Annotated in this window: 23 protein-coding genes, 1 tRNA gene and 1 pseudogene; 17 read left to right on the top strand and 8 right to left on the bottom strand. The window is 61.7% G+C overall.

Annotated elements, in window-relative coordinates; all coding sequences use genetic code 11:
* Positions 1-18: 18 nt before the first annotated feature.
* The 6 genes from pcsA (at position 19) to NKH80_RS10870 (ending at position 6,680) form a co-directional block, all read left to right on the top strand.
* Positions 19-795, top strand: coding sequence for a phosphatidylcholine synthase (gene pcsA / locus NKH80_RS10895; protein WP_502893794.1), 777 nt, complete (start codon positions 19-21; stop codon positions 793-795).
* 18 nt (positions 796-813) lie between these two features.
* Positions 814-1,791, top strand: coding sequence for a quinone oxidoreductase family protein (locus tag NKH80_RS10890; RefSeq protein WP_352508438.1), 978 nt, complete (start codon positions 814-816; stop codon positions 1,789-1,791).
* 152 nt (positions 1,792-1,943) lie between these two features.
* Positions 1,944-3,536 (top strand): ABC transporter ATP-binding protein, encoded by a 1,593-nt coding sequence (locus NKH80_RS10885; RefSeq protein ID WP_502896087.1) that lies wholly within the window; start codon positions 1,944-1,946, stop codon positions 3,534-3,536.
* Positions 3,533-4,645, top strand: a complete 1,113-nt coding sequence (locus NKH80_RS10880; RefSeq protein ID WP_352478850.1) for an ABC transporter permease — start codon at positions 3,533-3,535, stop codon at positions 4,643-4,645. Before NKH80_RS10885 ends, NKH80_RS10880 begins: the two co-directional genes overlap by 4 nt.
* On the top strand, positions 4,645-5,565 hold the full coding sequence (locus NKH80_RS10875) for an ABC transporter permease (RefSeq protein WP_352508440.1): 921 nt from the start codon (positions 4,645-4,647) through the stop codon (positions 5,563-5,565). Before NKH80_RS10880 ends, NKH80_RS10875 begins: the two co-directional genes overlap by 1 nt.
* Before the next feature lie 47 nt (positions 5,566-5,612).
* The gene (locus NKH80_RS10870; RefSeq protein ID WP_352508441.1) at positions 5,613-6,680 is read left to right on the top strand and encodes a BMP family ABC transporter substrate-binding protein; all 1,068 of its coding nucleotides are present in this window, start codon (positions 5,613-5,615) and stop codon (positions 6,678-6,680) included.
* A gap of 61 nt (positions 6,681-6,741) precedes the next feature.
* On the opposite strand, the gene rimO is transcribed toward NKH80_RS10870, so the two are convergent.
* From rimO to NKH80_RS10850, 4 genes and pseudogenes are all read right to left on the bottom strand, one after another.
* Positions 6,742-8,055: a 30S ribosomal protein S12 methylthiotransferase RimO gene (gene rimO, locus NKH80_RS10865; protein ID WP_352508442.1), complete on the bottom strand. Its 1,314-nt coding sequence runs from the start codon at positions 8,053-8,055 to the stop codon at positions 6,742-6,744.
* Between the two features lie 149 nt (positions 8,056-8,204).
* Complete coding sequence (locus NKH80_RS10860) at positions 8,205-8,864, bottom strand: TerC family protein (RefSeq protein ID WP_352689318.1); 660 nt, start codon at positions 8,862-8,864, stop codon at positions 8,205-8,207.
* A 171-nt stretch (positions 8,865-9,035) separates the two neighbouring features.
* A pseudogene (locus tag NKH80_RS10855) lies at positions 9,036-9,191 on the bottom strand (DUF930 domain-containing protein); the annotation flags it as partial.
* A gap of 168 nt (positions 9,192-9,359) precedes the next feature.
* Positions 9,360-9,449, bottom strand: a tRNA-Ser gene (locus NKH80_RS10850).
* A 307-nt stretch (positions 9,450-9,756) separates the two neighbouring features.
* Here NKH80_RS10850 and NKH80_RS10845 point away from each other — a divergent pair.
* The 9 genes from NKH80_RS10845 (at position 9,757) to NKH80_RS10805 (ending at position 19,323) form a co-directional block, all read left to right on the top strand.
* Positions 9,757-10,641, top strand: a complete 885-nt coding sequence (locus NKH80_RS10845; protein WP_254817218.1) for a GNAT family N-acetyltransferase — start codon at positions 9,757-9,759, stop codon at positions 10,639-10,641.
* 271 nt (positions 10,642-10,912) lie between these two features.
* Entirely contained in the window at positions 10,913-12,136 is a 1,224-nt protein-coding gene (locus NKH80_RS10840) for a septal ring lytic transglycosylase RlpA family protein (RefSeq protein ID WP_352689315.1), read from the top strand.
* Between the two features lie 130 nt (positions 12,137-12,266).
* Positions 12,267-13,400, top strand: coding sequence for a D-alanyl-D-alanine carboxypeptidase family protein (locus NKH80_RS10835; protein ID WP_352991604.1), 1,134 nt, complete (start codon positions 12,267-12,269; stop codon positions 13,398-13,400).
* Between the two features lie 64 nt (positions 13,401-13,464).
* Positions 13,465-14,139: a dTMP kinase gene (tmk, locus tag NKH80_RS10830; protein WP_352991495.1), complete on the top strand. Its 675-nt coding sequence runs from the start codon at positions 13,465-13,467 to the stop codon at positions 14,137-14,139.
* Positions 14,136-15,191 (top strand): DNA polymerase III subunit delta', encoded by a 1,056-nt coding sequence (locus NKH80_RS10825; RefSeq protein WP_352991492.1) that lies wholly within the window; start codon positions 14,136-14,138, stop codon positions 15,189-15,191. The genes tmk and NKH80_RS10825 overlap by 4 nt, the downstream gene beginning before the upstream one ends.
* A gap of 122 nt (positions 15,192-15,313) precedes the next feature.
* Positions 15,314-16,900, top strand: coding sequence for a methionine--tRNA ligase (metG, locus tag NKH80_RS10820; RefSeq protein ID WP_352991602.1), 1,587 nt, complete (start codon positions 15,314-15,316; stop codon positions 16,898-16,900).
* Positions 16,900-17,694: a TatD family hydrolase gene (locus tag NKH80_RS10815; protein ID WP_352991489.1), complete on the top strand. Its 795-nt coding sequence runs from the start codon at positions 16,900-16,902 to the stop codon at positions 17,692-17,694. Before metG ends, NKH80_RS10815 begins: the two co-directional genes overlap by 1 nt.
* Positions 17,695-17,697: 3 nt before the next feature.
* Positions 17,698-18,516 carry an MBL fold metallo-hydrolase gene (locus NKH80_RS10810; protein ID WP_352801542.1) on the top strand — a complete coding sequence of 273 codons (819 nt, stop codon included), beginning with the start codon at positions 17,698-17,700 and terminating at the stop codon, positions 18,514-18,516.
* Positions 18,517-18,732: 216 nt separating this feature from the next.
* Positions 18,733-19,323, top strand: coding sequence for a hypothetical protein (locus NKH80_RS10805; RefSeq protein ID WP_352703968.1), 591 nt, complete (start codon positions 18,733-18,735; stop codon positions 19,321-19,323).
* A 102-nt stretch (positions 19,324-19,425) separates the two neighbouring features.
* Here the strand turns inward: NKH80_RS10805 and NKH80_RS10800 are convergent, their stop codons facing one another.
* Genes NKH80_RS10800 through NKH80_RS10785 form a run of 4 tightly spaced genes read right to left on the bottom strand, consistent with a single transcriptional unit; the run spans position 19,426 to position 22,048 of the window.
* Entirely contained in the window at positions 19,426-19,980 is a 555-nt protein-coding gene (locus NKH80_RS10800; protein ID WP_352876794.1) for a DUF2076 domain-containing protein, read from the bottom strand.
* Between the two features lie 32 nt (positions 19,981-20,012).
* Positions 20,013-20,720 carry a Bax inhibitor-1/YccA family protein gene (locus NKH80_RS10795; protein ID WP_254817208.1) on the bottom strand — a complete coding sequence of 236 codons (708 nt, stop codon included), beginning with the start codon at positions 20,718-20,720 and terminating at the stop codon, positions 20,013-20,015.
* A 24-nt stretch (positions 20,721-20,744) separates the two neighbouring features.
* A complete protein-coding gene (locus tag NKH80_RS10790; RefSeq protein ID WP_352703972.1) occupies positions 20,745-21,518 on the bottom strand; it encodes an anti-sigma factor family protein in 774 nt (257 codons plus the stop codon).
* Positions 21,518-22,048, bottom strand: a complete 531-nt coding sequence (locus NKH80_RS10785) for a sigma-70 family RNA polymerase sigma factor (protein ID WP_502900934.1) — start codon at positions 22,046-22,048, stop codon at positions 21,518-21,520. Before NKH80_RS10785 ends, NKH80_RS10790 begins: the two co-directional genes overlap by 1 nt.
* A gap of 209 nt (positions 22,049-22,257) precedes the next feature.
* On the opposite strand from NKH80_RS10785, the gene NKH80_RS10780 reads away from it, so the two are divergent.
* On the top strand, positions 22,258-23,442 hold the full coding sequence (locus tag NKH80_RS10780) for an amino acid aminotransferase (RefSeq protein WP_352991482.1): 1,185 nt from the start codon (positions 22,258-22,260) through the stop codon (positions 23,440-23,442).
* A gap of 136 nt (positions 23,443-23,578) precedes the next feature.
* A complete protein-coding gene (gene mazG, locus NKH80_RS10775) occupies positions 23,579-24,403 on the top strand; it encodes a nucleoside triphosphate pyrophosphohydrolase (RefSeq protein WP_352991479.1) in 825 nt (274 codons plus the stop codon).
* The last annotated feature ends 3 nt before the right edge of the window (positions 24,404-24,406 follow it).

Raw genomic sequence — 24,406 nt, 5'->3', positions numbered from 1 at the left:
AGGAAAATCGCCGACCGGATTCCGCGGCCGAAGAAGAAAGTCACATGGCCTCAGGCGCGGGCGTTCTCGGTCCATCTCTTGACCGCGTCGGGCTCATTCCTGGCGTTTCTGTCGCTGGTGGCGGCAAGCGAGCAGCGCTGGACGGCGATGTTCTGGTGGCTGGGCCTGGCGCTTTTCGTCGACGGCATCGACGGGCCGATCGCCAGGAAGCTCGACGTCAAGGAAATCCTGCCGACATGGTCGGGCGAACTGCTCGACAACATCATCGACTACGTGACCTACGTGTTGATTCCGGCCTTCGCGCTCTATCAGCGCGGCTTCATGGGCGAGCGCCTGTCGTTCCTGTCTGCGGCGATAATCGTGGTGTCGAGCGCGATCTACTATGCCGATACCGGCATGAAGACGAAGGAGAATTTCTTCAAAGGCTTTCCGGTCGTCTGGAACATGGTGGTGTTCACGCTGTTCGTCATCGAACCAGGACAATGGGTTTCCTTCGCCGTGGTCGTGGTGGCCGGCATTCTCACCTTCGTGCCGATCAATTTCATCCATCCGGTGCGGGTGAAGCGGCTGCGGCCAATCAATCTCGGCATGACGCTGCTTTGGTGCGCTTTCGGCGCGCTGGCGCTGGCGCAGGCGGCACTTGCCTCCTTCTACGACCAGATCGGCGTGCTGGGCGAGCAGGTCAGCGATTTCATCAAGATCGGGATTACGGTCACCGGGCTTTACCTCGCCTGCATCGGCGCTATCATGCAGTTCTTTCCAAATCTCGGCGCCAAGCCGGACAAGAAAGCCTGATCCCAAGAGAGCCTGAAAATGTCCAAAACGATCCGCATCCATGCCCATGGCGGTCCGGAGGTCCTGACCTATGAGGACGCCGATCCCGGGCAGCCAGGCTCGGGACAGATCCTGGTCAAGCACAGCGCGATCGGTCTCAATTTCATCGACGTCTATTATCGCTCGGGCCTCTATCCGCCGCAGGGCGGATTTCCGCTGATCCCCGGCGGCGAGGCGGCCGGCGTGGTCTTGAAGGTCGGCTCGGATGTCGACTGGCTCAAACCCGGCGATCGCGTCGCCTATGCCGTGACCACCGGCGCCTATGCCGAGCAGCGCGTGATCGCTGCCGACCGAGTGGTGAAGGTGCCGGACGGCATCAGCGACGAACAGGCCGCGGCGATGATGCTAAAGGGCATGACGGCCCAATATCTGTTGCGCCGTACATTCAAGGTGAAAGCCGGCGACACGATCCTGTTTCATGCGGCGGCCGGCGGTGTCGGGCTGATCCTCGGTCAATGGGCCAAGCATCTCGGCGCGACGGTGATCGGCACCGCGAGCTCGACCGACAAGATCGAACTCGCGAAGGCGCATGGCTTCGACCACGTGATCAACTATCGCGAACAGGATTTCGTTGCCGGCGTCGCGGCTATCACCAGTGGCAAGAAATGCGACGTCGTCTATGATTCGGTCGGCAACGACACGTTTCCAGCCTCGCTCGATTGCCTGCGGCCGCTCGGCACGTTCGTCAGCTTCGGTCAATCGTCTGGGCCGATCCCGCCCTTCAGCATCTCGTTGCTGGCGCAGAAGGGCTCGCTGTTCGCAACGCGGCCGACGCTGTTCGTCTACAATGCCAGGCGCGAAGACCTCGAGGCTTCCGCCGCCGCATTGTTCGACGTGGTGCTCAGCGGCGCCGTCAAGATCAAGATCAACCAGCGTTACGCGCTCAGCGAGGCCGGCAAGGCGCATTCCGATCTCGAAGGGCGCAGGACCACCGGGACAACGATACTTATCCCTTGAGCGCCCGCAGTTTCGGCCCGCCGACGCCGCCGTTCTTGCGAACTGCTCTTTACCGCTTGAGTTTCCGCTGAAATTCTTGAAGCTCTTTCAAGTCGTGAGGCGCTTACCGTAGAGAGCAGGGCGCGCATACGATGCTTGCGGGAACACAGAACATGTCTGGCAAACCAGATGGAGGCACCGTGAGTGCAGATCAGGACGGCGCAAACCTGCTTGAGGTTCGCGGCCTCACAAAGATATTCGGCACGCTGACAGCCTGCGACCATGTCGATCTCAACATCGCCAAGGGCGAGATCCATGCGTTGCTTGGCGAGAACGGCGCCGGCAAGTCGACGCTGGTGAAAATGCTTTTTGGATCGCTGGAACCGAATTCTGGCGAGATTTTCTGGAATGGCCAGGCGGTCAGGATCACCAGCCCAGGCACCGCAAAAAAGCTCGGCATCGGCATGGTTTTCCAGCATTTTTCCCTGTTCGAAGCGCTGACGGCGGCGGAGAACATCGCGCTGTCGCTGGATGACGGCTCGCCGATCAGCACGATCGCGGCCAAGGCGAGGGCGCTCTCCTACAGTTACGGCCTGCCTCTCGACCCGCTATCGCTGGTCGGTGATCTGTCGGTCGGCGAGCGTCAGCGGATCGAAATCATCCGCTGCCTGCTGCAGACGCCGCAACTCATCATCCTCGACGAGCCGACTTCGGTGCTGACGCCGCAGGAAGCCGATAAGCTGTTCGAAACGCTCGAACGGTTGCGTTCGGAAGGAAAGTCCATCCTCTACATTTCGCACCGGCTGGAAGAAGTCAAACGCATCTGCGACCGCGCCACCGTGCTGCGTCACGGCAAGGTGGTCGGCCATTGCAATCCGCGCCAGGAAACCGCGTCTTCGTTGGCGCGGATGATGGTCGGCAACGAGGTCCAGGCCGTGGTGCGGGCGCCGGCCGAGGGTATCGAGACCGCGCCGGTGCTGCTTCAAATCCGCGAACTCACCCGCAAGCCGGCGACCCCGTTCTCGATCCCGCTCAGGAACATCAATCTTGAAGTCCGGGCCGGCGAGGTGATCGGCATTGCCGGTGTGGCCGGCAACGGCCAGGGTGAATTCTTCGAATCCGTTTCCGGCGAGGTGCTGCAGGAGGATACCGGCTCGGTCCGCATCCGCGGCAAGGATGCCGGCGGCCTCGCCATCACCGGCAGGCGCCTGATGGGCGCTGCCTTCGTTCCGGAAGAGCGGCTCGGCCACGGCGCAGCACCGCGCATGAAGCTTTCGGAAAACCTGCTTCTGTCGCGCCACGCCACCGACGGCAAGATGTTTGTCGGCGCCGGTGGAATGGTCAAGAGCGATGCGATCTATACCGCTGCTCAACGCATCATAAAGGCAATGGACGTGCGCAAGAGCGCGCCGGACCCAGAGGCTGCGGCCCTTTCGGGCGGCAATCTGCAGAAATTCATCGTCGGCCGCGAACTCGACCGCCGGCCAAGCGTCTTGGTGGTCAATCAGCCGACCTGGGGGGTCGATGCGGGTGCGGCGGCCCACATCCGCCAGGCGCTGATCGAACTGGCGCGCAGCGGCTCGGCGGTGCTGGTGATCAGCCAGGACCTCGACGAGCTGTTCGAGATTTCCGATGCGATCACGGTCATGCACAATGGCGAACTGTCGAAGCCGCTGCCGATAGCTGAAGCGACATTCGAGAAAATCGGGCTGCTGATGGGCGGCGCCGAACCCGGTCATGCCGAACATACGCTGGAGACGGCTTGATGCGCCTCGAACTTGTAAAACGCCCGCAGCGCTCGATGCTGTTTTCGGCACTCTCGCCTTTCATCGCTTTCGTTTTGACGATCATAGCCGGTGCCATCATGTTCGCGCTGCTCGGCGTCAACCCGTTGACTGCGTTCCGCATCTACTTCATCGAACCGATCAGCCAGGTCTGGCAGTTGCATGAGCTGGCGATCAAGGCCGCCCCCCTGATCCTGATCGCGGTCGGACTGTCGGTCTGCTACAAGGCCAACATCTGGAACATCGGCGCCGAAGGTCAGTTCATCCTGGGCGGCATTGTCGGCTCGATCTTCCCTGTGCTGTTTCCGCAGTTCGAAGGCCCATTGGTGCTGCCGCTGATGCTTCTTTTCGGCATGGTCGGTGGGGCTGCCTATGCTGCAATCCCGGCACTGCTGAAGACGCGCTTCAACACCAACGAGATCCTGACCAGCCTGATGCTGGTCTATGTCGCCCAGCTCTTCCTGGATTGGCTCGTACGCGGGCCGTGGCGCGATCCGCAGGGCCACGGTTTCCCGCAAACCATCCAGTTCAACGACTCGGCCATACTGCCGGAACTCCTCCCGGAATCCGGCCGGGCAAACTGGGGATTTGTCTTCGCGTTGGTCGCGGCGATACTGATCTGGATCCTGATGAGCCGTATGCTGAAAGGCTTCGAGGTCCGCGTGCTCGGCTCAAGCCCGAGGGCAGGGCGCTTCGCCGGGTTTGGCCTTAACCGTATGGTCTTCTTTGCCTTCCTGCTGTCGGGCGCACTGGCCGGACTTGCCGGGATTTCGGAGGTCTCGGGAGCCATCGGACAATTGCAGCCGGTGATTTCGCCCGGCTACGGATTTACCGCTATCATCGTGGCATTCCTCGGCCGGCTCAATCCGCTCGGCATCGTCGCCGCAGGCCTTGTGCTGGCGCTGACTTATCTGGGCGGCGAGGCAGTGCAAAGCGCGCTCGGCATCTCCGACAAGGTGGCGCGCGTGTTCCAGGGCATGCTTTTGTTCTTCGTGCTCGGCTGCGACACGCTCATCCATTACCGCATTCGCCTGATCGGCTTTTCCGCGCCGAAGCTCGAGGCAGCGCCGAAGCTGGAGGGAGCCCGCTGATGGACGTCACCGTCAACATCCTCTTGACGATCGCGACGGCGGCGACGCCGCTGCTGATCGCGGCGATCGGCGAACTGGTGGTCGAACGTTCGGGTGTGCTCAATCTCGGCGTCGAAGGAATGATGATCATGGGTGCCGTCGGCGGTTTCGGCGCCGGCTATCTCACCGGCTCGCCTTGGATAGGGCTGTTGGCGGCAATCACCATGGGGGCAGTGTTCTCGCTTCTGTTCGCCGTCATGACGCTGTCGCTGGCCACCAACCAGGTGGCAACCGGCCTGTCGCTGACACTGCTCGGCCTCGGGCTTTCCGGCATGATGGGGACGAATTTTGTCGGCCAGCCTGGCGAGAGGCTGCCAAACCTCGACATTCCCGGCCTGACCGCAATCCCGGTCGTCGGCAGGCTGCTGTTCGGCCAGGATCCAATCTTCTACATCTCGATCGCGCTGACCGCTGCCGTGATGTGGTTCCTGTTCAGAACCCGCACCGGGCTCACGCTGCGCTCGATCGGCGACAGCCACGCATCGGCCCATGCGCTTGGTATCCATGTCATCCGCTATCGTTATCTCTCAGTGATTTTCGGCGGCGCTTGTGCCGGCCTAGCCGGCGGCCACCTATCGCTGGTCTACACGCCGCAATGGGTGGAGAACATGACCGCCGGCCGCGGCTGGATCGCGCTGGCTCTGGTCGTCTTCGCTTCCTGGCGGCCGTGGCGGGTGCTGGCCGGCGCCTATATTTTCGGCGCGGTCTGGATCGGCCAGCTTCATGCACAGGCATTCGGCATTCCGGTCCCCTCGCAACTGCTTTCTTCGCTGCCCTATCTGGCAACCGTCGTGGTTCTCGTTCTAATCTCACGCAACAAGCGTTTGACGATGATGAACACGCCGGCCTCCTTGGGCCAGCCATTCGTTCCGGATCGTTGACAACAAAAAGACGGAAGCTCCAAGGCTTAACTCAGAGAGGTAACAAAATGAAAAAACTGCTTATTGCCCTGCTGGCGACGACGGCCGCATTGTCGCTGGCGGCCTCAGCTGAGGCGGCGGACAAGCTGAAGGCATGCTGGGTCTATACCGGCCCGATCGGCGATTTCGGCTACTCCTACCAGCACGACCAGGGCCGCCTCGAGGTGGAAAAGGCACTCGGCGACAAGGTCGAGACCGCCTATCTCGAAAACGTCTCCGAAGGCCCCGATGCCGACCGCGCCTTCGAGCGCCTGGCGCGCGAGGGATGCAAGATCATTTTCGGCACATCCTTCGGCTTCATGGACCCGGAAGTGAAGATCGCCAAAAAATTCCCCAAGGTGATGTTCGAGCACGCCACTGGCTACAAGACCGCCAAAAATCTCGGCATCTACAATGCGCGTTTCTATGAAGGCCGTTACGTACTTGGTCAGATCGCCGCCAAGCAATCGAAGTCGGGGGTCGCCGGCTACATCGTTTCTTTCCCGATCCCGGAAGTGGTGATGGGTATTAATTCCTTCATGCTAGGCGCACAGTCGATCAATCCGAACTTCAAAGCCAAAATCGTCTGGGTGAACTCCTGGTTCGATCCGGGCAAAGAAGCCGACGCCGCCAAGGCATTGTTCGACCAAGGCGCCGACATCATCGTCCAGCACACCGACTCGACCGCTGCGTTGCAGGTGGCGGAGGAGCGCAAGCTGCACGGCTTCGGCCAGTCCTCCGATATGATCAAGTTCGCACCGCACGCGCAGCTGACCGCACTGACCGACGAATGGGGCCCGTACTACATCAGCCGGGTCCAGGCGGCACTCGACGGCACCTGGAAGCCCGACAATGTATGGCTCGGCATCAAGGACGGCGCCGTCAAGCTGGCGCCGTTCACCAACATGCCCGACGACGTCAAGGCGATGGCCGAAGCCACCACCAAGAAGATCGCCGACGGCTGGAACCCCTTTACCGGGCCGATCGCCAAGCAGGACGGCACACCTTGGCTGAAGGAGGGCGAGGTCGCCGACGACGCCACGTTGCTCGGCATGAATTTCTACGTGAAGGGCGTCGACGACAAGCTGCCGCAATAAGCAACCGGAAGCACATCGTAACGAAAGCGCGCCGCGAGGCGCCCTTTCATTTCGGACTGAATCAGACGGCCGAGCCGTAGAGGTCGTAAGCGTCGGCGCGATCGATCTTGACCGTGACGATGTCGCCGGCGCGCAGTGGCCGCCGCGACTGGATATGGACCGAGCCGTCGATTTCGGGCGCGTCGTATTTGGTCCGGCCCTTGGCCGAATTGCCATGCGCCTCGTCGATCAGGACCGGCAGTCGCTTGCCAATTTTCCTGGTGAGCTGCGTTGCCGAAATCTTCTGCTGGCGCTGCATGAAGCGGTGCCAGCGGGCTTCCTTGATCTCCTGCGGCACCTGCTCGAGGCCGAGCTCGTTGGAGCGGGCGCCTCTGACCGGCTCGTATTTGAAACAGCCGGCGCGGTCGATCTTCGCCTCGTCCAGCCAGTCGAGCAGCATCTCGAAATCGTCGTCCGTCTCGCCGGGGAACCCGACGATGAAGGTGGAGCGGATGGCAAGGTCCGGGCAGACGTCGCGCCAGCTGCGAATGCGCTCGAGCGTCTTTTCGCCATGAGCGGGCCGGCGCATGTTCTTCAGCACCTGCGGCGAGGCATGCTGGAACGGAATGTCGAGATAGGGAAGAATCTTACCTTCGGCCATCAGGGGGATGACGTCTGCGACATGCGGGTAGGGATAGACATAGTGCATGCGCACCCAGACACCGAGCTTGCCCAGTTCTTCCGATAGATCGAGGAACTTCGCCCGCACTTCGCGGTCGCCGAACATGCTGGTCTGGTATTTGATATCGATGCCGTAGGCGCTGGTATCCTGCGAGATGACGAGGATCTCCTTGACCCCGGCCTTGGCCAGCTTCTCGGCTTCGCGCAACACGTCGGCGGCCGGCCGCGATACGAGGTCGCCACGCAGCGCCGGGATGATGCAGAAGGTGCAGCGGTTGTTGCAGCCTTCCGAAATCTTGAGATACGCATAGTGGCGCGGCGTGAGCTTGACCCCTTGCGGCGGCAAAAGGTCGACGTAGGGATCGTGGCTCGGCGGTGCTGCCTCATGCACTGCCGCCATAACGCTTTCATAGGCTTGTGGACCAGTGATGGCGAGGACGTTGGGGTGTCTTTCACGAATGACGTCCGGCTCGGCGCCGAGGCAGCCGGTGACGATAACCCTGCCGTTCTCCGAAAGTGCCGAGCCGATAGCGCTGAGCGATTCGTCGCGGGCCGAATCGAGAAAGCCACAGGTGTTGACGACGACAAGGTCGGCACCGTCGTGCTTGCGGGCGATCTCGTAGCCTTCAGCCCGCAAGCGCGTGATGATGCGCTCGGAATCCACAAGGGCTTTCGGGCATCCAAGGCTGACGAAACTGACGCGAGGGGCGGACATCAAGCTTTTCCGGATTCAGGATTGGCGGCGCAGTACCACAGTTGTTGCCGCATTGGTATGGGCAGCGGCTGCGGCGAAACGCAACCGCCGGCATCGCCGAAGGCTCGCCGAAATCGAAGTCGCGGCCGATGCGAATTCGAGTCGATGCGTCAGCTCACCGCACTGCTGACATGCGGGAAGACTTCCACCGCGCCTCGATAGATCATATCGAGTGCGACATAGAAGATGATCAAAAGGCCGATATAGGCGATCCAGCGATGGCGGTGCAGCAGCTTGGCGATGAAGCTCGCGGCAAGGCCCATCAGCGCGATCGACAGGACGAGGCCGATCACCAGCACCTGGAAGTGATCGCGCGCCGCGCCGGCGACCGCCAGTACGTTGTCGAGCGACATCGAAACGTCGGCGATGACGATCTGCAATGCCGCCTGACCCAAGGTCTTCTTGCGCGCCTTGCCGGCCACCATGTCATCGCTGTTGATATCGGAATTGGACAGCGCTTCGGTCGCCTCCATCTCGTCGGCATGCGACGTGCGCAGCTCGCGATACATCTTCCAGCACACCCACAGCAGCAAGATGCCGCCGGCCAGCAGCAGGCCGACAATCTGCAGCAGGGTGACGGTGATCGCGGCAAAACCGATGCGCAGCACCGTTGCCGCCACCACGCCGATGAGAATCGCTCTCTTGCGCTGCTCGACCGGCAAGCCCGCTGCGGCCAGGCCGATGACGATGGCGTTATCGCCTGCAAGCACGAGGTCGATGGCGATGACCTGGAGCAGGGCAGAGAAGCCCGCGGCAGTGAAAATTTCCATCGACTGGAAGTCCCTTGCTGGTTGGCCGACCGTTCGCGTCGAATGCCTGGAGGGCCTAACGTGTATGGTTCCCGCGCGTCAAGGGACTGGTTGGAACAAGGTCGGCAATATACAGAGTTTGCGACGATCGGCCCGAAACACCGGCAAAATGCGGCCACAGGTCGCGAATGCCTAGTTATAGAGATTGTATTTGGGCCAGTCGCTTTCCGGAATTTTATCACCGATCCGGTAGCGGAGCTGCAGGACTTCCATATGGTCCGGCGCTGTCTCGCATTTGAATTTCAACCGGTACCATTGTCGTTTGCTGCGAAACGCAGCACCCGTGCTGGCCGGCCAAGGCAGCGCCATCCATGCGAGGAGCGCAAAAAATAACCTATTCATGGGCGGGAGAAGCACCATATTTCGGCGCAAAAATCAATCCGATCGGGGGCTCGCTCGCGTCCCGGTCATCTCGATGCAAGCCCGGGAGATTGCTTTCGGGATAAAGAGCGTCACTGGCGGAGGGAGTGGGATTCGAACCCACGGTGGGCTTGCACCCACGCCGGTTTTCAAGACCGGTGCCTTAAACCGCTCGGCCATCCCTCCAGGGTGATTTTTCAATCACTTAGGATATCGCGAGAGGAGCGGGTTCGAGCTGTCGGTACCGGATTGGCACCAGGACGGTCCCCGATCGGTTCGCGCTCCATTCCTGTAAAGCCGCATTCAACGCCAAGTCAACCGTGGCGGCCGCACCTTTCGGCGCGATCCAGGACGGTGAGCAGCGTCATGGCGAGCTGTTTGTGCTGAGTGTGGAAAATCGTTTTTAAAACCCGCACGGACTATTAATCGTTGCGCGCTGATATGTTGGGCGCATTAGGCACATGTAAGTAAAATCGTCTTCTGGAGTTGAATTTTGGCCGTACTTGGCGCTCTCCCGCCCGGTCTTCGCTGCAGACCAATTCGTGAAACCGACTGGGAGGGAGTGGTCGATTGTCTGTGCAGGGGCTTTCCGGCGCGTAACCGAAGTTACTGGATCCGGGCTCTGACGCGTTTGTCAAAGCGGCCTGCGGTTGCCGAGTTCCCACAATATGGCTTTGCTTTGGAGCATGCCGATCGGATCGTCGGCGTTGTGCTCACCCTTTATGCGCGCTACCAGGGGTCGGAGAGCGAGGAAATCCGCTGCAATCTTTCGAGCTGGTCAGTCGACGCAGAATTCCGTTCCTATGGCGCCATGTTGGTTGCGGCGGTTCTCAAGCGGAAGGACGTGACCTACACGAACATTTCGCCGGCGCAAGCGACATTGAAAGCCAACCGGGCGCTCGGCTTTCGGCTCTTCTCCAGCGGACAATTTACCTTCTTGCCGGCTTTAAGTTCGGCGCCGCGGCCATGTCGCGTGGTCGAAGTGCGTCCCGATCTTCCGGAACTGGCGATGCTTCCCGAGAGTGAGAGATACATACTCTCGGAACACGCCGCGCTGGGGTGCCTGTCGTTGATCTGCATCTGCGACGGAGCAGCGTTCCCCCTGGTGTTGATGCCGCGCCGGATTTTGCACGGTCTTATCCGCTGCCATCAGGTCATCTATTGCCGCTCGCTCGCGGATTTGAGCCGCTGCGCCGGTGCCATGGGGCGCTTTCTCTTGCGAAGCGGAATCCTGGTTTGCTTTGTCGACGCCAAGGAGCCGATTCCAGGTTTGGTGGGATGGTACCGCCCCAACAAGGGGCTGAAATACTTCAAGGGTCCCAGACCACCCACACCTGGAGATCTGACGTTCACCGAGCTCGTGATCTTCGGTCCCTGAGTCTGCGCTCGCAGACACGCCAGGCGAGGTTCAAAGCCCGCCACGAACGGCGTTTTGCTGATCTAAGCGATGGCTTCATCCCGACCGGCGAGACGGTCCGCGCCACAATCTCGCCCGGTTCCGACCACAATCGGTTAATACGGTGATAAACAATTCCTGCGCACAAAAAGCATTGGGGTAGGGCGTTGCCGGCGTTTCTGGAGTGGGTGCTTTGGCATCGCTGACGTTTATGCTGCGGTGCCTTCGTCGATGCTATAGGGGCAATCAAAATATGCAGACCACGGCGCGCCCGCGTCTTCGTCGCGCTTTCGCTTTCGCGCTGTTGGCCTTGTCGGCAGCGTTTCTTGCGGCATGTGCCGCGCCGCAGCAAAAGGCGATGGTCAACAAGAAACCTCGCTCCAAGGAATATTTTTCCGAAGCCGAATATGGCGTGAAAGCCAGCCCGCGCGTGATGTTCAAGACGTCTCGGGGGCGCGACCAGCTCGGCAAGCCCTATCAGGTGCGCGGCAAGTGGTATTATCCGAAGGAAGACAAACGTTACGCCAAGGTTGGCCTAGCGTCCTGGTATGGTGAGGCGTTCCACGGCCGGTTGACCGCCAATGGCGAAGTCTACGACATGGCAGATCTGACGGCGGCGCATCCGACTATGCCGCTCCCGAGCTATGCGCGGGTCACCAACATGAAGACCGGCAGCTCGGTGATCGTGCGCGTCAACGATCGCGGACCCTATCATGATGGACGCATCATCGATGTGTCGAAGCGCGCTGCTGAAATGCTCGATTATGCCAATATCGGTACGGCCGAGGTGAAGGTCGAATATGTCGGCCGTGCGCCGCTCGAAGGCAATGACGGGCAGTATCTTATGGCTTCGTATCGTCCAGGCAACAGGGCGCCGGATCCGTCGGACGGTCTGCCCAGCGGTGTCATGGTCGCCATGAATGGGCCGTCGCCAAGCCTGGCGGTGAGCGCTGCAGCCGTGCCGTTCCCCGGTCAGCTGACGAATACCGGGCAGGGATCCGATGCAGGGCCTGTCATAGCGGTGCAAGCGTCTGCTTCGGGAGACATTGTACTGCCCGATTTCGGCCCGATCGTGCCGGAGCGTCCGGAGATCAACCTGCCGGCGCAATCTCCATTCACCATGGCGTCGCTGTCTTACGCCGACGAGCGCGTGCAGCGCGCCTCCAACGCGTTTGCCGAGCTGGACGACACCGGCATGTCGCCCGCCGAGCTTCTTCAATCGTGGAAGCGGCAAGCTCCTCCAATCCAGTCGCCCACGGACTATGTCGCGGCGGGTTCGTTCGAGGATGCCGCCGAAGCCGAGCAGGTGGCGACCCAGCTTTCCAGCTTCGGCAAGACCGAAATCCAGCGCTCGGAACTTGAAGGAAAGGACTGGTACTCGGTCAACCTCTATGCCGACGGCCGTGGCAGCCTGGACGAGATGCTGCAGGCAGCGTGGTCGCACGGTGCGCCGGATGCGCTTGCTGTACGCAATTGAGCTCGGGGCTGCCTGGTTTTTCGTGCGCGATTGATCCGCCAGGCAAAAGCCTGATAGCTTCTGCCAACGTGCAAGAGCGCCGGCTCACTGGTCGAATCTGATGAAATTTTTTCACCCTTTCACTGGGCTTATGGCGCTCGGCCTGCTGCTGCTGCTCTCGCTTGCGCCGGCCTCAGCACAGCTTTTCGAGACCAAGGCCGCGCAGGCCTTCATGATCGATGCCGAAACCGGAACCGTGCTGTTTTCCAAGGACGCCGACAGGTTGATCCCGCCGGCCTCGTTGGCCAAGCTGATGACGATGGAAGTGGTCTTCAACGCCATCAAATCGGGGCGCATGACGCTCGATGACACCTTCGTGGTGAGCGAAAACGCCTGGCGCAAGGGCGGCGCTCCTTCGGGGACATCGACTATGTTCGCGAAACTCAAGTCGACGATCCGGCTTGAAGACCTGATCCAGGGCGTGACCGTGCAGGCGGCCAATGACGGCTGTATCGTCATCGCTGAAGGAATCGCGGGGTCCGAGGCAAACTTCGCGGCGCAGATGACCGAGCGTGCCCGCCAGATCGGCTTGCAGAAATCGACCTTCGTCAACTCCACCGGTCTGCCGGCAGATGGGCAGCAAACGAGCGTTCGCGAACTCGCACTTCTGGCGCTGCATATCTGGCGCAACTACCCGGATCTCTACCGCTATTACGGCCAGAAGGATTTTACCTGGAACAAGATTTCCCAGAGGAACCGCAATCCGCTGCTGGCCATGGATATAGGCGCCGACGGGCTCGCGGTCGGCGCCAGCGAGCAATCCGGGTTCGGCATTGTCGGCTCGGCCAGCCACAACGGCACAAGGGTGATCGCGGCGATGAGCGGCCTGGCAAACGACCGCGAGCGTGCTGAGGAAGCGCGAAAGCTGCTCGACTGGGGCGTTCGCTCCTTCGAGAAGACTGAAGTATTCGCCAAGGACGAAGTGGTTGGCGAAGCCCAGGTCTTTGGCGGCGCCAAATCCGGAGTCGCGTTAAAGGCAAAAGGACCGGTGCAGATCTTCCTGCCGATCACCAACCGCGACAAGCTCACCGCCAGGATCGTCTATGACGGACCGGTTGCCGCGCCGGTGGAGGAGGGGCAGCCGGTCGGTACGCTGCGCGTCTGGATCGGCGATACTCTGAGCCAGGAGACGCCGCTGTTTGCCGCCGAGTCGATCGGTGTCGGTTCGCTGCCGCAGCGCGCGCTCGACGCCGCCAAGGAACTGGCCGTCGGCTGGCTGCGTTAGCACCGTCGCGGTGGACCTTTTTTCCCGCCCGGACTATACGGTCCCCGAAGTATGGACAAAGGCTTTGGCGCGCGGATTTTTCATCACTTTTGAAGGCGGCGAAGGAGCAGGCAAGTCGACGCAGATCGAGCGGCTGGCCAAGAAGATGCGCGCCAAGAAATACGATGTGCTGGTGACGCGTGAGCCGGGTGGCTCGCCGGGCGCGGAGGCGGTCAGGCATGTCCTGCTTTCAGGCGCAGCCGAGCCGTTCGGCCCCAAGATGGAAGCGTTGCTTTTCGCCGCTGCGCGATCCGACCATGTCGAACAGGTCATCCGGCCGGCGGTCGAGCGCGGTTCGGTCGTGCTTTGCGATCGTTTCATGGATTCTTCGCGCGTCTACCAGGGCGTCACCGGCGGCCTCGACCCGGCATTCATGGACGCATTGGAGAAGGTCGCCATCAACGGCATGGTGCCGGACATGACGCTGATCTTCGATATCGACCCCGCCGAGGGCCTGAGGCGCGCTACCGCCCGGCGGGGGAGCAGTGACGGACCGGACCGCTTCGAGAAGGAAACATTGGCCATCCACCAACGCCGGCGCGAGGCGTTTCTCGCGATCGCCGCAGCTGAACCCGAACGCTGCGTCGTCGTCGATGCGTCAGCCGACCCCGACACCGTGGAGGATATCGTTACCGCCATCGTCTTCGCGGCTCTCGAGAGGATGATGCCGGCGCAAAGAAGGCAGGCGGCGCCGGCATGATTTTCGAACGCATCGCGCCCGAACAGCACGATACGCTGGACGGGGTGCCCGAGCCATCCGAGACGCCGCGTCTTGTCGGTCACCCGCAGGCGGCCAACATGCTCGCCACCGCTTACCGCTCGGGAAAGCTGCCGCACGCACTGATCTTTGCCGGACCGGTGGGCATAGGCAAGGCGACGCTGGCCTTTCATCTGGCGCATCATCTGTTGAAGCACCCGGCCTTCGAGCAGGCGCCGGAAAGCCTTGCCGTTCCAGATCCGGCTTCGTCGCTGTTTCGCCAGATCGCCACCGGGGCACATCCTTCGGTTCTGCATCTTACACGCCCCGCGAATGACAAGACCAAGAGCTTCAAGACAGTGGTCACGGTCGACGAAATCCGCAAGGTCAGCCGCTTTCTGTCGCTGACCTCGCACGACGGCAGCTACCGGGTGGTTATCGTCGATCCCGCCGACGACATGAACACCAATGCTGCCAATGCCTTGCTGAAGAATCTTGAAGAGCCACCCGCGCGCACCTTGTTCATCCTCATCGTCCATGCGCCGGGCAGTTTGCTGCCGACGATCCGGTCGCGCTGCCAGCTGGTGCGATTGGCCCCGCTCGATGCCAAGAGCTTGATGGCGGTTCTGGAGGGCATCGAGCCGCCGCCACCGGAGGATCCTGCGGCGCGCGCGGCGCTGGCGGAGCGGGCAGGGGGCAGCGCGCGCAACGCGATCCTGTTGACGCAGTATGGCGGGCTTGAAATCGCCGCCACCCTCGATGCCCTGGTGATGTCCAAAAAGATAGATGTCGCAGGCGCCTACCGTCTTGCCGAGGCGGTCGCCGGCCGCGACCAGGCAATCCCATTCGAGATATTCAATCGCCGCGCGCTCGACCTGCTGTCGGCCGGCGCCAGCCAGGCCGCGCTCGCCGGCGATCTCGCGCGGGCCAAAACGCTGTCGGATACTTGGCACGAGGCTTTGAACGCTATATCTGAAACCGAGACCTACAATCTCGACAAAAAGCAGCACGCCCTGACCATGATCGACCGCCTGAATTCTGCAATGCGAATGTGACGGCCGCTGGCGTGGCTTTGGAAGCCCCTGAGCATTGATCCCAATCAATCGCAGGAAACTTCGAAGCCACCACATTGGCGTCGGATGGCAATTGCCGTTTCGATGCGATATCTCACCGCGACATCTTTCATTCAGACATTCATGACGGCTCATCCATGTCACGCGAAAAATACTACGTCACGACGCCGATTTTCTATCCGAACGGAAAGCCGCATATCGGCCATGCCTACAATGTGATCGCCAGCGACACGCTTGCCCGCTTCCAGCGGCTCGACGGCAAGGACGTCTTCTTTGTCTCGGGGACCGACGAGCACGGCTTGAAGATGCAGCAGACGGCGGACGCCGAAGGCCTGACGCCGAAGGCGCTTGCCGATCGCAATTCGGCGATCTTCCGTTCGATGCTCGAAGCGACCGGCTGCTCGAACGACGTTTTTATCCGAACGACCGAGGACCGGCACTACAAGGCCTGCCAGGCGATCTGGACACGCATGGCTGAGAATGGCGACATTTACCTCGACCGCTACAGCGGCTGGTATTCGGTTCGGCAGGAAGCCTATTTCGACGAGGCCGAAACCAAGGTCGGCGACGACGGCGTGCGCCGCGAACCGCTCGGCTCGCCTGTCGAATGGACCGAAGAAGAAAGCTATTTCTTTCGGCTTTCCGCCTATCAGGACAGGCTGCTCGCACTGTACGAGAACAGCCCGGAATTCGTCGGGCCGGCGGAGCGGCGCAATGAAATCGTCAGCTTCGTCAAATCCGGCCTCAGGGATCTGTCCATCTCGCGCACCACGTTTAACTGGGGCGTGCCGGTCCCGGGCGACGACAAGCATGTGATGTATGTCTGGGTCGATGCACTGACCAACTACATCACCGCTGCCGGTTATCCGGATCCGGCCAGCGAGAGATGGTCTTTCTGGCCTGCAAACGTTCATGTCATCGGCAAGGATATCGTGCGCTTTCACGCGGTCTACTGGCCGGCTTTCCTGATGTCGGCTGGCATCGAATTGCCGAAGCGCGTGTTCGCGCATGGTTTTTTGTTCAACCGCGGCGAGAAAATGTCGAAGTCGGTCGGCAACGTCATCGACCCGTTCGCCATGATCGAGCACTACGGTCTCGACCAGGTGCGCTATTTCTTCCTGCGCGAAGTGCCGTTCGGTCAGGACGGTAGCTACAGCCATGATGCGATCGTCAGCCGCACCAATGCCGACCTTGCCAACGATCTCGGCAATCTGGCGCAGCGCTCGCTGTCGATGATCGCCAAGAACTGCGGCGGCGTGGTGCCGAAGCGTGGCGAATTGAGCGACGCCGACAAGGCGATCCTCGATCAGGCAGATGCCGCCCTTGTCACGGCGCGCAGGACGATGGCCGACCAGGGCATCCATTTGGCGCTGGCGGCGATCTTTGGCGTGGTGGCCGAAGCCAACCGCTATTTCGCCGGGCAGGAGCCATGGGCGCTGAAGAAGACCGATCCGGCACGCATGGAAACGGTGCTGTGGACGACGGCTGAGGTGATCCGGCGTGTCGGATTGCTGTGCCAGCCCTTCATTCCAGGCTCAGCGGCAAAGCTGCTCGATCTTTTGGCAGTGCCGGCGGACAGCCGCGACTTCGCGCATGTCGCCGAACGTCATGCGCTGGTATCCGGTACGGCACTGCCGGCGCCGGAACCAGTATTTCCACGCTATGTCGAGCAAACGGATACAAGCGCCTGATGCTGGTCGACAGTCACTGCCATCTCGACTTTCCGGATTTCGCCGAAGAGCGGGCGACCATCGTCGCCCGCGCCCTCGCGGCCGGCGTCGGCCGTATAGTGACGATCTCGACGAGGGTGAAGCGATTTAGCCAAGTGCTTGAGATTGCAGAGACTTTCGATGAGGTCTATTGCTCGGTTGGCACCCATCCGCACAATGCGGCGGAAGAGCTTGACGTCACTGTCGATGATCTGGTGCGGCTCTCTGCTCATCGCAAAGTGGTGGCGATCGGCGAGGCCGGGCTCGACTATTTCTACGATCATGCGCCGCGCGACGCACAGGCTCAGGGCTTTCGCACCCACATCTCCGCGGCGCGCGTGACCGGTCTTCCGCTGGTCATCCATTCGCGCGACGCCGACGACGACATGGCTGACATCCTCGAAGAAGAAACAGGGAAGGGCGCCTTCCCCTTCATACTGCACTGTTTTTCGTCTGGGCGCAGGCTAGCCGAGATCGGTGTTGCGCTCGGCGGCTACGTTTCGTTTTCCGGTATCCTGACCTTCAAGAACTCGGCCGAGCTGCGCGCCGTCGCCGCCGATGTGCCGCGCGACCGTCTGCTGGTCGAAACCGACGCGCCATACCTGGCGCCGATCCCGTTTCGCGGCAAGCGTAACGAGCCCGCCTACGTCGCGCATACAGCCAAGGTGCTGGCCGAGACGATCGGCTTCAGCGAGGCCGAGATCGCTGATATCACCACGGATAATTTCTTCCGGCTGTTCAGGAAAATGCCGCGCCCGAGCGCGCCGGGCGCCTGACCTATGAGCGACCGGTTACGTCTTACCGTCCTCGGCTGCGGCTCATCGCCGGGTACGCCACGCATCACCGGCGATTGGGGCAATTGCGATCCCGCGAACCCCCGGAACCGGCGCACGCGCACCGCAGCGCTCGTCGAGCGGATCGCGGCGAATGGCGTCCGGACCACGGTCGTCATCGACACCGGCCCGGATTTCCGCGAGCAGATGCTGCTGGCATCGGTCAGGCGCATCGATGCGGTGGTCTATACACATCCGCATGCCGACCATATCCACGGCATCGACGATTTGCGCGGCTTCGTACTGGAGCAGCGCCACCGGATCGACATCCATGCCGATCAGGCCACCATGCTGCGCTTACGAGAGGCGTTCCGCTACTGTTTCGAAACGCCGAAAGGCAGTTCGTATCCGCCGATCGTCAACGCCCATATCATCGACCACGACAGGCCGGTGGTAATCGAGGGCGAGGGCGGCGCCCTCACCCTCGAACCGCTGCTGCAGCTTCATGGCGACATCACCTCGCTGGGTTTCCGCATCGGCGGGCTGGCTTATTGCCCTGATGTCAGCGACTTTCCGGACGCGACCGCCGAGCGTTTGCGCGGGTTGGACGTGCTGGTCATCGACGCGCTGCAATACACCGTCCATCCGAGCCATCTGTCGCTTGGCCAGGCGCTTGGCTGGATCGAAAGACTGGCGCCGAAGAACGCGGTGCTGACGCATATGCATGTGCCACTCGACTACGCCACGGTAATGGCCGAGACGCCGGCCAACGTCGAGCCTGCTTATGATGGCATGACGATCGAAATCCCTTACGAATCAGCGTGAAGGATCGAGTTTTTACGGTTGGGTTTCTGAGTGGGGTCTCAATTCTCGCTCTAAAAGCGGCCCAGCGGCTCGCCGGTGCCACTTCCACGCCACATCCTTATCCGCCATTTCAGTTCCATAATCTATCTTATGCGACTGGTGCGCGCGGGAGTTCCACATCCCGCTGCCGACGGCCAGGCGCGAAGATTCGCAACCGGCATGCTAGGGTTGCGAATCATGAAGCGACTTTGGCTCTTCACAAGTTTCGTCCTCACCCTCGCCTGCGCGCTCACTGGCGCGCGAGCGCAGGACCTTGATCGTGCGCCAGGCGAGAACGACCTGGCTTTCGCCAAACGTGTTGTTGGGTTCGCCGACAATGCTGATCCGCACACCACAGCCGTGAGTTGGAGCGGCCTCCAGACACTCTTCGTCGATTACCAGACCGCTGAGGACTATCCGGAACGCCCGCTCGTCGCGCTGCAACGGCTAGCTGACAACAGATATCGCGCAATCCAGGTCACGATCGGTGAACAAGAGGGCGACACACCGGACATAGCGCTCGGCCTCGCCAACGCCGACCACGACCCGGCAAAGGAACTGATCGTGATACTTTCCTGGGCTCAGATGCACTACGATGTCGAAGGAACGCTCTACGAAGTTCGCATCTTCGACGGTCCAAAGCCAGGCCAGAAGGCGCTGACTCAATTGAAAGCGACCCGGAAGTTCGACGCCACATGCGACTGCCATTGGCGCGACGGCACAACGAAGCACTTCCGCTTCAAGACGATCGCAGCGGTCAAGACTGAACTGAAGCGCCTGGGTTATTAGCCGCCGGCGAGGGCTCGCTTCCCGGATGCTGCCCTCGCCATCTCGCCTATGCTGACCCGCAATCGTCACCAGCGCCGGCACAGGCACAGTCTGGGTCGCTCGTCAGAACTCCATATCACCGAAGTCACCGCCATTGTCGGAGCTGGCATCGCCTGCCTGATCGGCTTCGTCGGGCTGCGGCGTCGGCTGTTCAGCTGCCTTCGCTTCGCTGCCGCCAAACATGCCGGCGATCGCGTTGCCGAGCAGCACTCCGCCGGCCACGCCCATCGTGGTCTGCGCAGCGCCAGCAAGAAAACCGCCGCCTGCCCGCTGTGGCGTGTCCTGCGACCCTTCAGTTGCAACGGAGGCGGCGCGCCCTACCCGCGGAACCGAGCCTGAGCGCCTGCCGCCGCTGCGGCCGAAGAAGCTGCTGAGCGGTCCACCACTGGCGGGCTGCTGCGCCTGCTCTTCCAGTTCTTCGATGCGTGCCTGAGCTGCGTTCAAGGCCTGCTCCTGCACCACGATCGTCTGGGCCATGTAATATGGCGCGCCAGGCTGCTGACCGATCTGATCCTGGATGAAGCGCTCTGCTTCCGCATCGCGCGGCGGCGCCTGGCGCTCGACATTTGCCAACTTCTCGAAGAGGTGTCCGATCGCCTGTTGATCGTTTCTGTCCATGATATCCGCCTCCGGTCGTGGTCCGACGCCGGCTATTCGCGCTCGCCGGTGAAGTTCAACAGCAGTTGGAAGATGTTGATGAAGTTCAGATAGAGCGAGAATGCACCGAAGACAGCGAGCTTCTGCTGTGATTCCGCACCGAAGTTTTCCGCATACTGCTCCTTGATAGTCTGGGTATCCCAGGCGGTGAGGCCGATGAAGACGGCGATGCCGATCACCGAGATCGCAAACTGGAGCGCGGTCGAGCCCAGGAAGATATTGACGATGCTGGCGATCACCACGCCGATCAGGCCCATGATCAGGAACGACGAGAACTGCGTCAGGTCGCGTTTGGTCGTGTACCCGTAAAGGCTGGTCGCGCCGAACATGGTGGCGGCGATGAAGAAGGTGCGTGCGATGCTGGTGCCGGTAAAGACCAGGAACACGGAAGCCAGCGACAGCCCCATGACCGCGCAGAATGCCCAGAACATCGCCTGGGCGCCGGCCGCCGACATCGTCTGCATCCGGAACGAGAACAAGAGCACAAAGGCCAGTGGTGCCAGCATAACCACCCATTTCAGCGGTGTGGAGAAGATCGGCACGTAAAGCGCGGGTGTGGAAGCCACCACGAACGCGATCACGCCCGTAACGACGAGGCCAAGGCCCATGTAGTTGTAGACGCGCAGCATGTGCCGGCGCAGGCCTTCGTCGTAGACGGCTCCGGCTCGGGCTCCGGCCCCGATATATCCGAGATTGTTCATTTGGTTCTCCTTCTTGAAGGTCGATCAGTAAAGCGTCTTGGCGAGCGCTTCGGCCGTGAGATCTATGCCTTGGATATCTCTACGTGCGACGACCGCGTAGGCGACCTCGCCGATCTGGAAATAAGCTGAGGAAACGTCGCCCGAGGGAACGACAGTCGGCTTGACGACGTCGAATGTCCCGGGCCTGGTTGCGAACAACGAGACCAGCCCCATCTCTTTCGTCTTGACAGCCATCTCGACGCTCGGGCCGAACTGCGATGGGTAGATCTGCACGTCGCGGACCGTCCAGTCCGCTGGCAGCGATGGCATAATGATCGCCGTCGCGGCGCGAATTTCGTCGGCATTGTAGCCGGGCGCTTCGGGTTGCGACGACATCGCCTCGCGCACGAGCGTCGTGCGGTGCGCCCGGACCGCGTCCTCCACATAGGCGGGCGGATGGGTCGAAGCGACGACTTCCGTCACCGATATCGGTCCGATGAGCCCGTTCGCAAGCCAGCCGGCGGCGACGAAGACAGCGACTGCCGCCGCTCGCTGCAAAGCACCAAGGACGCGGCCGCGCGCCAATCCCCGCTCCAGCCGCCGTGCAGCATCGGCCGTCGCGGGCCGCGCCATGCCTTTCGATCCGGCAAGCGCTACGCGCAATTCGTCACGCATCCGCAGGTCGGACATCACCCGCGCGGCCGCCTCCGGCCGGGCCGAAAGGAACGCCTCGACCTCGATGCGACGCGCCACGTCCAGCTGATCGTCGACATAGGCGTCGAGATCGGTGTCGGTTACGGGATCGCGCAGTTGGTTCATCATCGACCTCCGACGATCTTCAGATGGCCTTTCGCCCGTGCCGGTGCCGCGTCCTCCATCTCGCGGAGTGCCGCACGTGCCCTGCCGATGCGCGACATCAGCGTGCCAAGCGGCACGCCGCTAACCTCGGCCGCCTCGCTGTAGCTGAGCCCCTCGATGGCGACGAGATGCAGCGCGCAACGCTGCTCTTCCGGCAATGTGAAAAAAGCGTCGCGCACCTGTGCCAGACGGACCGAATGTTCCTGCGCAGCCTGGACGCTGGCCTCGGCGAGATAGCCGGCCTGTTCGATGCGCATTACTTCGGATTTGCGGGATCGCAAGCCGTCGATGAACGCGTTGTGGACGATCGACAGCAGCCATACGCGAAGGTTTCCGCCGGAGCGGAAGGTGCCGCGTCGCTCATAGGCACGCACCAGCGCATCATGCACCAGATCCTCTGCATCGGCGCTGTCGCGTGTCAGCGAGCGTGCATAGCGGCGCAGTGAACCGAGCTGTCCCAGAATGTCGAAGCGTGGCATCGGCCGTTTCATGTCCTGTTTACGGAGCAGGTCGGAATTTTAATCCCGCTCTGCCCGAATTTTCGGCTCGCCGCGCTCTCTCTGGGAGATTGCGCCTGCCCTCGCCCGGCAGATAGTATCGGCCGCCCTCAAGGCAAACCGACGCCGAGTTGGCGCATATGAAACTGCTGGCAAAGCATGGCCGGTTTGCGTATCACTCCGCCGCCAACGGAAACTTATCGATGTTCGAAAATCTCCAGCCCGCGCCTGCCGACAAGATCCTGGCCTTGATCGGCCTCTATCGCGCCGACCCGCGTCCCGACAAGGTCGATCTCGGGGTCGGCGTCTATAAGGATCGCGACGGCAAGACGCCGGTGATGCGCGCGGTGCGCGAAGCCGAAAAGCGGTTGCTGCACGGCCAGGATACCAAGACCTATCTCGGCCTTGCCGGGGATACCGCCTTCAACGCGGCGATGGCCAGATTGGTGTTCGGCCCAGCCGCCGACATGACGCGCATTCGTGCGGCACAGGCGCCCGGCGGCTCCGGCGCGCTGCGGCTGGTGGCAGAGCTGCTGAAAAGGACCCGCACCGACGCGATGGTCTGGCTGTCGGATCCGACATGGCCGAACCACACGCCGGTGATGCGCGCCGCTGGCCTGCAGACACGCGAATATCCCTATTTCGACGCTGCTTCTGGTGCGGTTCGCTTCGACGACATGCTGAATGCATTGAGAACCGCGAATCCTGGCGACGTCGTATTGTTGCATGGCTGTTGCCATAACCCGACGGGCGCCAATCTAGACATCTCGCAATGGGCTGCCATTGCCGATCTTGTCGTTGAGCGCGGCCTGCTGCCCTTTGTCGACATCGCCTATCAGGGCTTTGGCGACGGGCTTGATGCGGATGCCGCCGGCTTGCGCCTTCTGGCGGCAAAAGTTCCGGAAATGGTCGTTGCCTCGAGCTGCTCGAAGAACTTTGCGGTCTATCGCGACCGAGTCGGTGCAGCGCTGATCATGGCGAAAGACGGCGCGCAGGCGGATTTGGCGATGGGCCAGATGCTGTCGGCGGCACGTGCCATGTATTCGATGCCGCCGGACCACGGCGCGGCGGCGGTGCGCATCGTGCTCGAAGACCCCGCATTGCGTTCCGATTGGGAGGCAGAGCTTGAAGAGATGCGGCTGCGCATGCTGCGGCTGCGCGTCCAGTTCGCCGAGGCGCTGCGGCGGCAGTCCAACTCCGACCGTTTCGATTTCGTCGCCAGCCATCGCGGCATGTTTTCCCGGCTTGGCCTGTCGGAAGCGCAAGTCGAGCGGCTGCGCGCCGAGCATGGCATCTACATGGTCGGCGACAGCCGCATCAACGTTGCTGGCCTGCCCGAGGACGGCATGGATGCGCTCGCCAAGGCGATCGTCTCCGTGGTCGACTGATGCTTTTGCTAACTAGGATCTTCCGGAAACCGGCTTCCACTTTCGTATCATTGTCTGGCGGCCCATCTGTGGACAAGGCGCCCTCACCGGCTGAAGCCGTTGGCCGCACAGCCGTGTACAGGATAGCGTTTCCTAGATGAAACCCTCGAAAGACATTTCCCGGCTGATCAAGATCATGGCAGCGCTGCGGGCGCCGGAAACCGGCTGCCCATGGGATATCGAGCAGGATTTTTCGACAATCGCGCCATACACGATCGAGGAGGCCTACGAAGTAGCGGATGCCATTGCGCGCGGCGACCTCGACGATCTGCGGGATGAGCTCGGCGATCTCCTGCTGCAAGTGGTCTACCACGCGCAAATGGCCGAGGAGGCCGGCGAATTTTCATTCGGCGATGTGGTCCAGGCCATCACCACAAAAATGATCCGCCGCCATCCCCATGTCTTCGGCGACGACAAGGCGCGCAGCGCCGGCATGGCCAAGGGCATGTGGGAAAAGATCAAGGCAGAGGAAAAGGCGGAGAAGCGCAATGCGCGCCTCACCCGTGGGCTCGACCCGGAAGACCATGGCAAGGGCTTTCTCGACAGCGTGCCGGTCGCGCTGCCCGCGCTGACCCGGGCGCTCAAGCTGCAGGAAAAGGCCGCCCGCGTCGGCTTCGACTGGAGCGAGGCGGCACCGATCCTCGAAAAGATAGAGGAGGAGATCGGCGAATTGCGCGAAGCGCTGGCCAAAGGCGACAGCGCGCCGATCAAGGATGAGTTCGGCGACATGCTGTTTGCGGTCGTCAATCTCGGCCGGCACCTCAAAATTGATTCCGAAGCGGCACTCAGCGGCACCAACGAAAAATTCCGATCGCGCTTCCACTATGTCGAGCGGACGCTGCAAGCGTCGGGAAACAGCCTCGAAGAAGCGACGCTGGACGAGATGGAAGCGCTCTGGCAGCAAGCGAAAAGCGCGAAGTAACGC

The sequence above is a fragment of the Mesorhizobium sp. M0904 genome, from assembly GCF_040319475.1.
Taxonomy (GTDB): Bacteria; Pseudomonadota; Alphaproteobacteria; order Rhizobiales; family Rhizobiaceae; genus Mesorhizobium.
This window is presented reverse-complemented; position numbering and strand designations above follow the sequence as displayed.

Bases quoted from the DNA above. Each gene is read 5' to 3' on its own strand.
- NKH80_RS10805 (WP_352703968.1), top strand. From the start codon at position 18,733: ATGAAGCGACTTTGGCTCTTCACAAGTTTCGTCCTCACCCTCGCCTGC.
- NKH80_RS10790 (WP_352703972.1), bottom strand. From the start codon at position 21,518: ATGAACCAACTGCGCGATCCCGTAACCGACACCGATCTCGACGCCTAT.
- NKH80_RS10875 (WP_352508440.1), top strand. From the start codon at position 4,645: ATGGACGTCACCGTCAACATCCTCTTGACGATCGCGACGGCGGCGACG.
- NKH80_RS10870 (WP_352508441.1), top strand. From the start codon at position 5,613: ATGAAAAAACTGCTTATTGCCCTGCTGGCGACGACGGCCGCATTGTCG.
- NKH80_RS10785 (WP_502900934.1), bottom strand. From the start codon at position 22,048: ATGAAACGGCCGATGCCACGCTTCGACATTCTGGGACAGCTCGGTTCA.
- NKH80_RS10860 (WP_352689318.1), bottom strand. From the start codon at position 8,864: ATGGAAATTTTCACTGCCGCGGGCTTCTCTGCCCTGCTCCAGGTCATC.
- NKH80_RS10890 (WP_352508438.1), top strand. From the start codon at position 814: ATGTCCAAAACGATCCGCATCCATGCCCATGGCGGTCCGGAGGTCCTG.
- NKH80_RS10800 (WP_352876794.1), bottom strand. From the start codon at position 19,980: ATGGACAGAAACGATCAACAGGCGATCGGACACCTCTTCGAGAAGTTG.
- NKH80_RS10795 (WP_254817208.1), bottom strand. From the start codon at position 20,720: ATGAACAATCTCGGATATATCGGGGCCGGAGCCCGAGCCGGAGCCGTC.
- NKH80_RS10835 (WP_352991604.1), top strand. From the start codon at position 12,267: ATGGCGCTCGGCCTGCTGCTGCTGCTCTCGCTTGCGCCGGCCTCAGCA.
- NKH80_RS10840 (WP_352689315.1), top strand. From the start codon at position 10,913: ATGCAGACCACGGCGCGCCCGCGTCTTCGTCGCGCTTTCGCTTTCGCG.
- NKH80_RS10825 (WP_352991492.1), top strand. From the start codon at position 14,136: ATGATTTTCGAACGCATCGCGCCCGAACAGCACGATACGCTGGACGGG.
- mazG (WP_352991479.1), top strand. From the start codon at position 23,579: ATGAAACCCTCGAAAGACATTTCCCGGCTGATCAAGATCATGGCAGCG.
- rimO (WP_352508442.1), bottom strand. From the start codon at position 8,055: ATGTCCGCCCCTCGCGTCAGTTTCGTCAGCCTTGGATGCCCGAAAGCC.
- NKH80_RS10885 (WP_502896087.1), top strand. From the start codon at position 1,944: ATGTCTGGCAAACCAGATGGAGGCACCGTGAGTGCAGATCAGGACGGC.
- NKH80_RS10815 (WP_352991489.1), top strand. From the start codon at position 16,900: ATGCTGGTCGACAGTCACTGCCATCTCGACTTTCCGGATTTCGCCGAA.
- NKH80_RS10780 (WP_352991482.1), top strand. From the start codon at position 22,258: ATGTTCGAAAATCTCCAGCCCGCGCCTGCCGACAAGATCCTGGCCTTG.
- NKH80_RS10810 (WP_352801542.1), top strand. From the start codon at position 17,698: ATGAGCGACCGGTTACGTCTTACCGTCCTCGGCTGCGGCTCATCGCCG.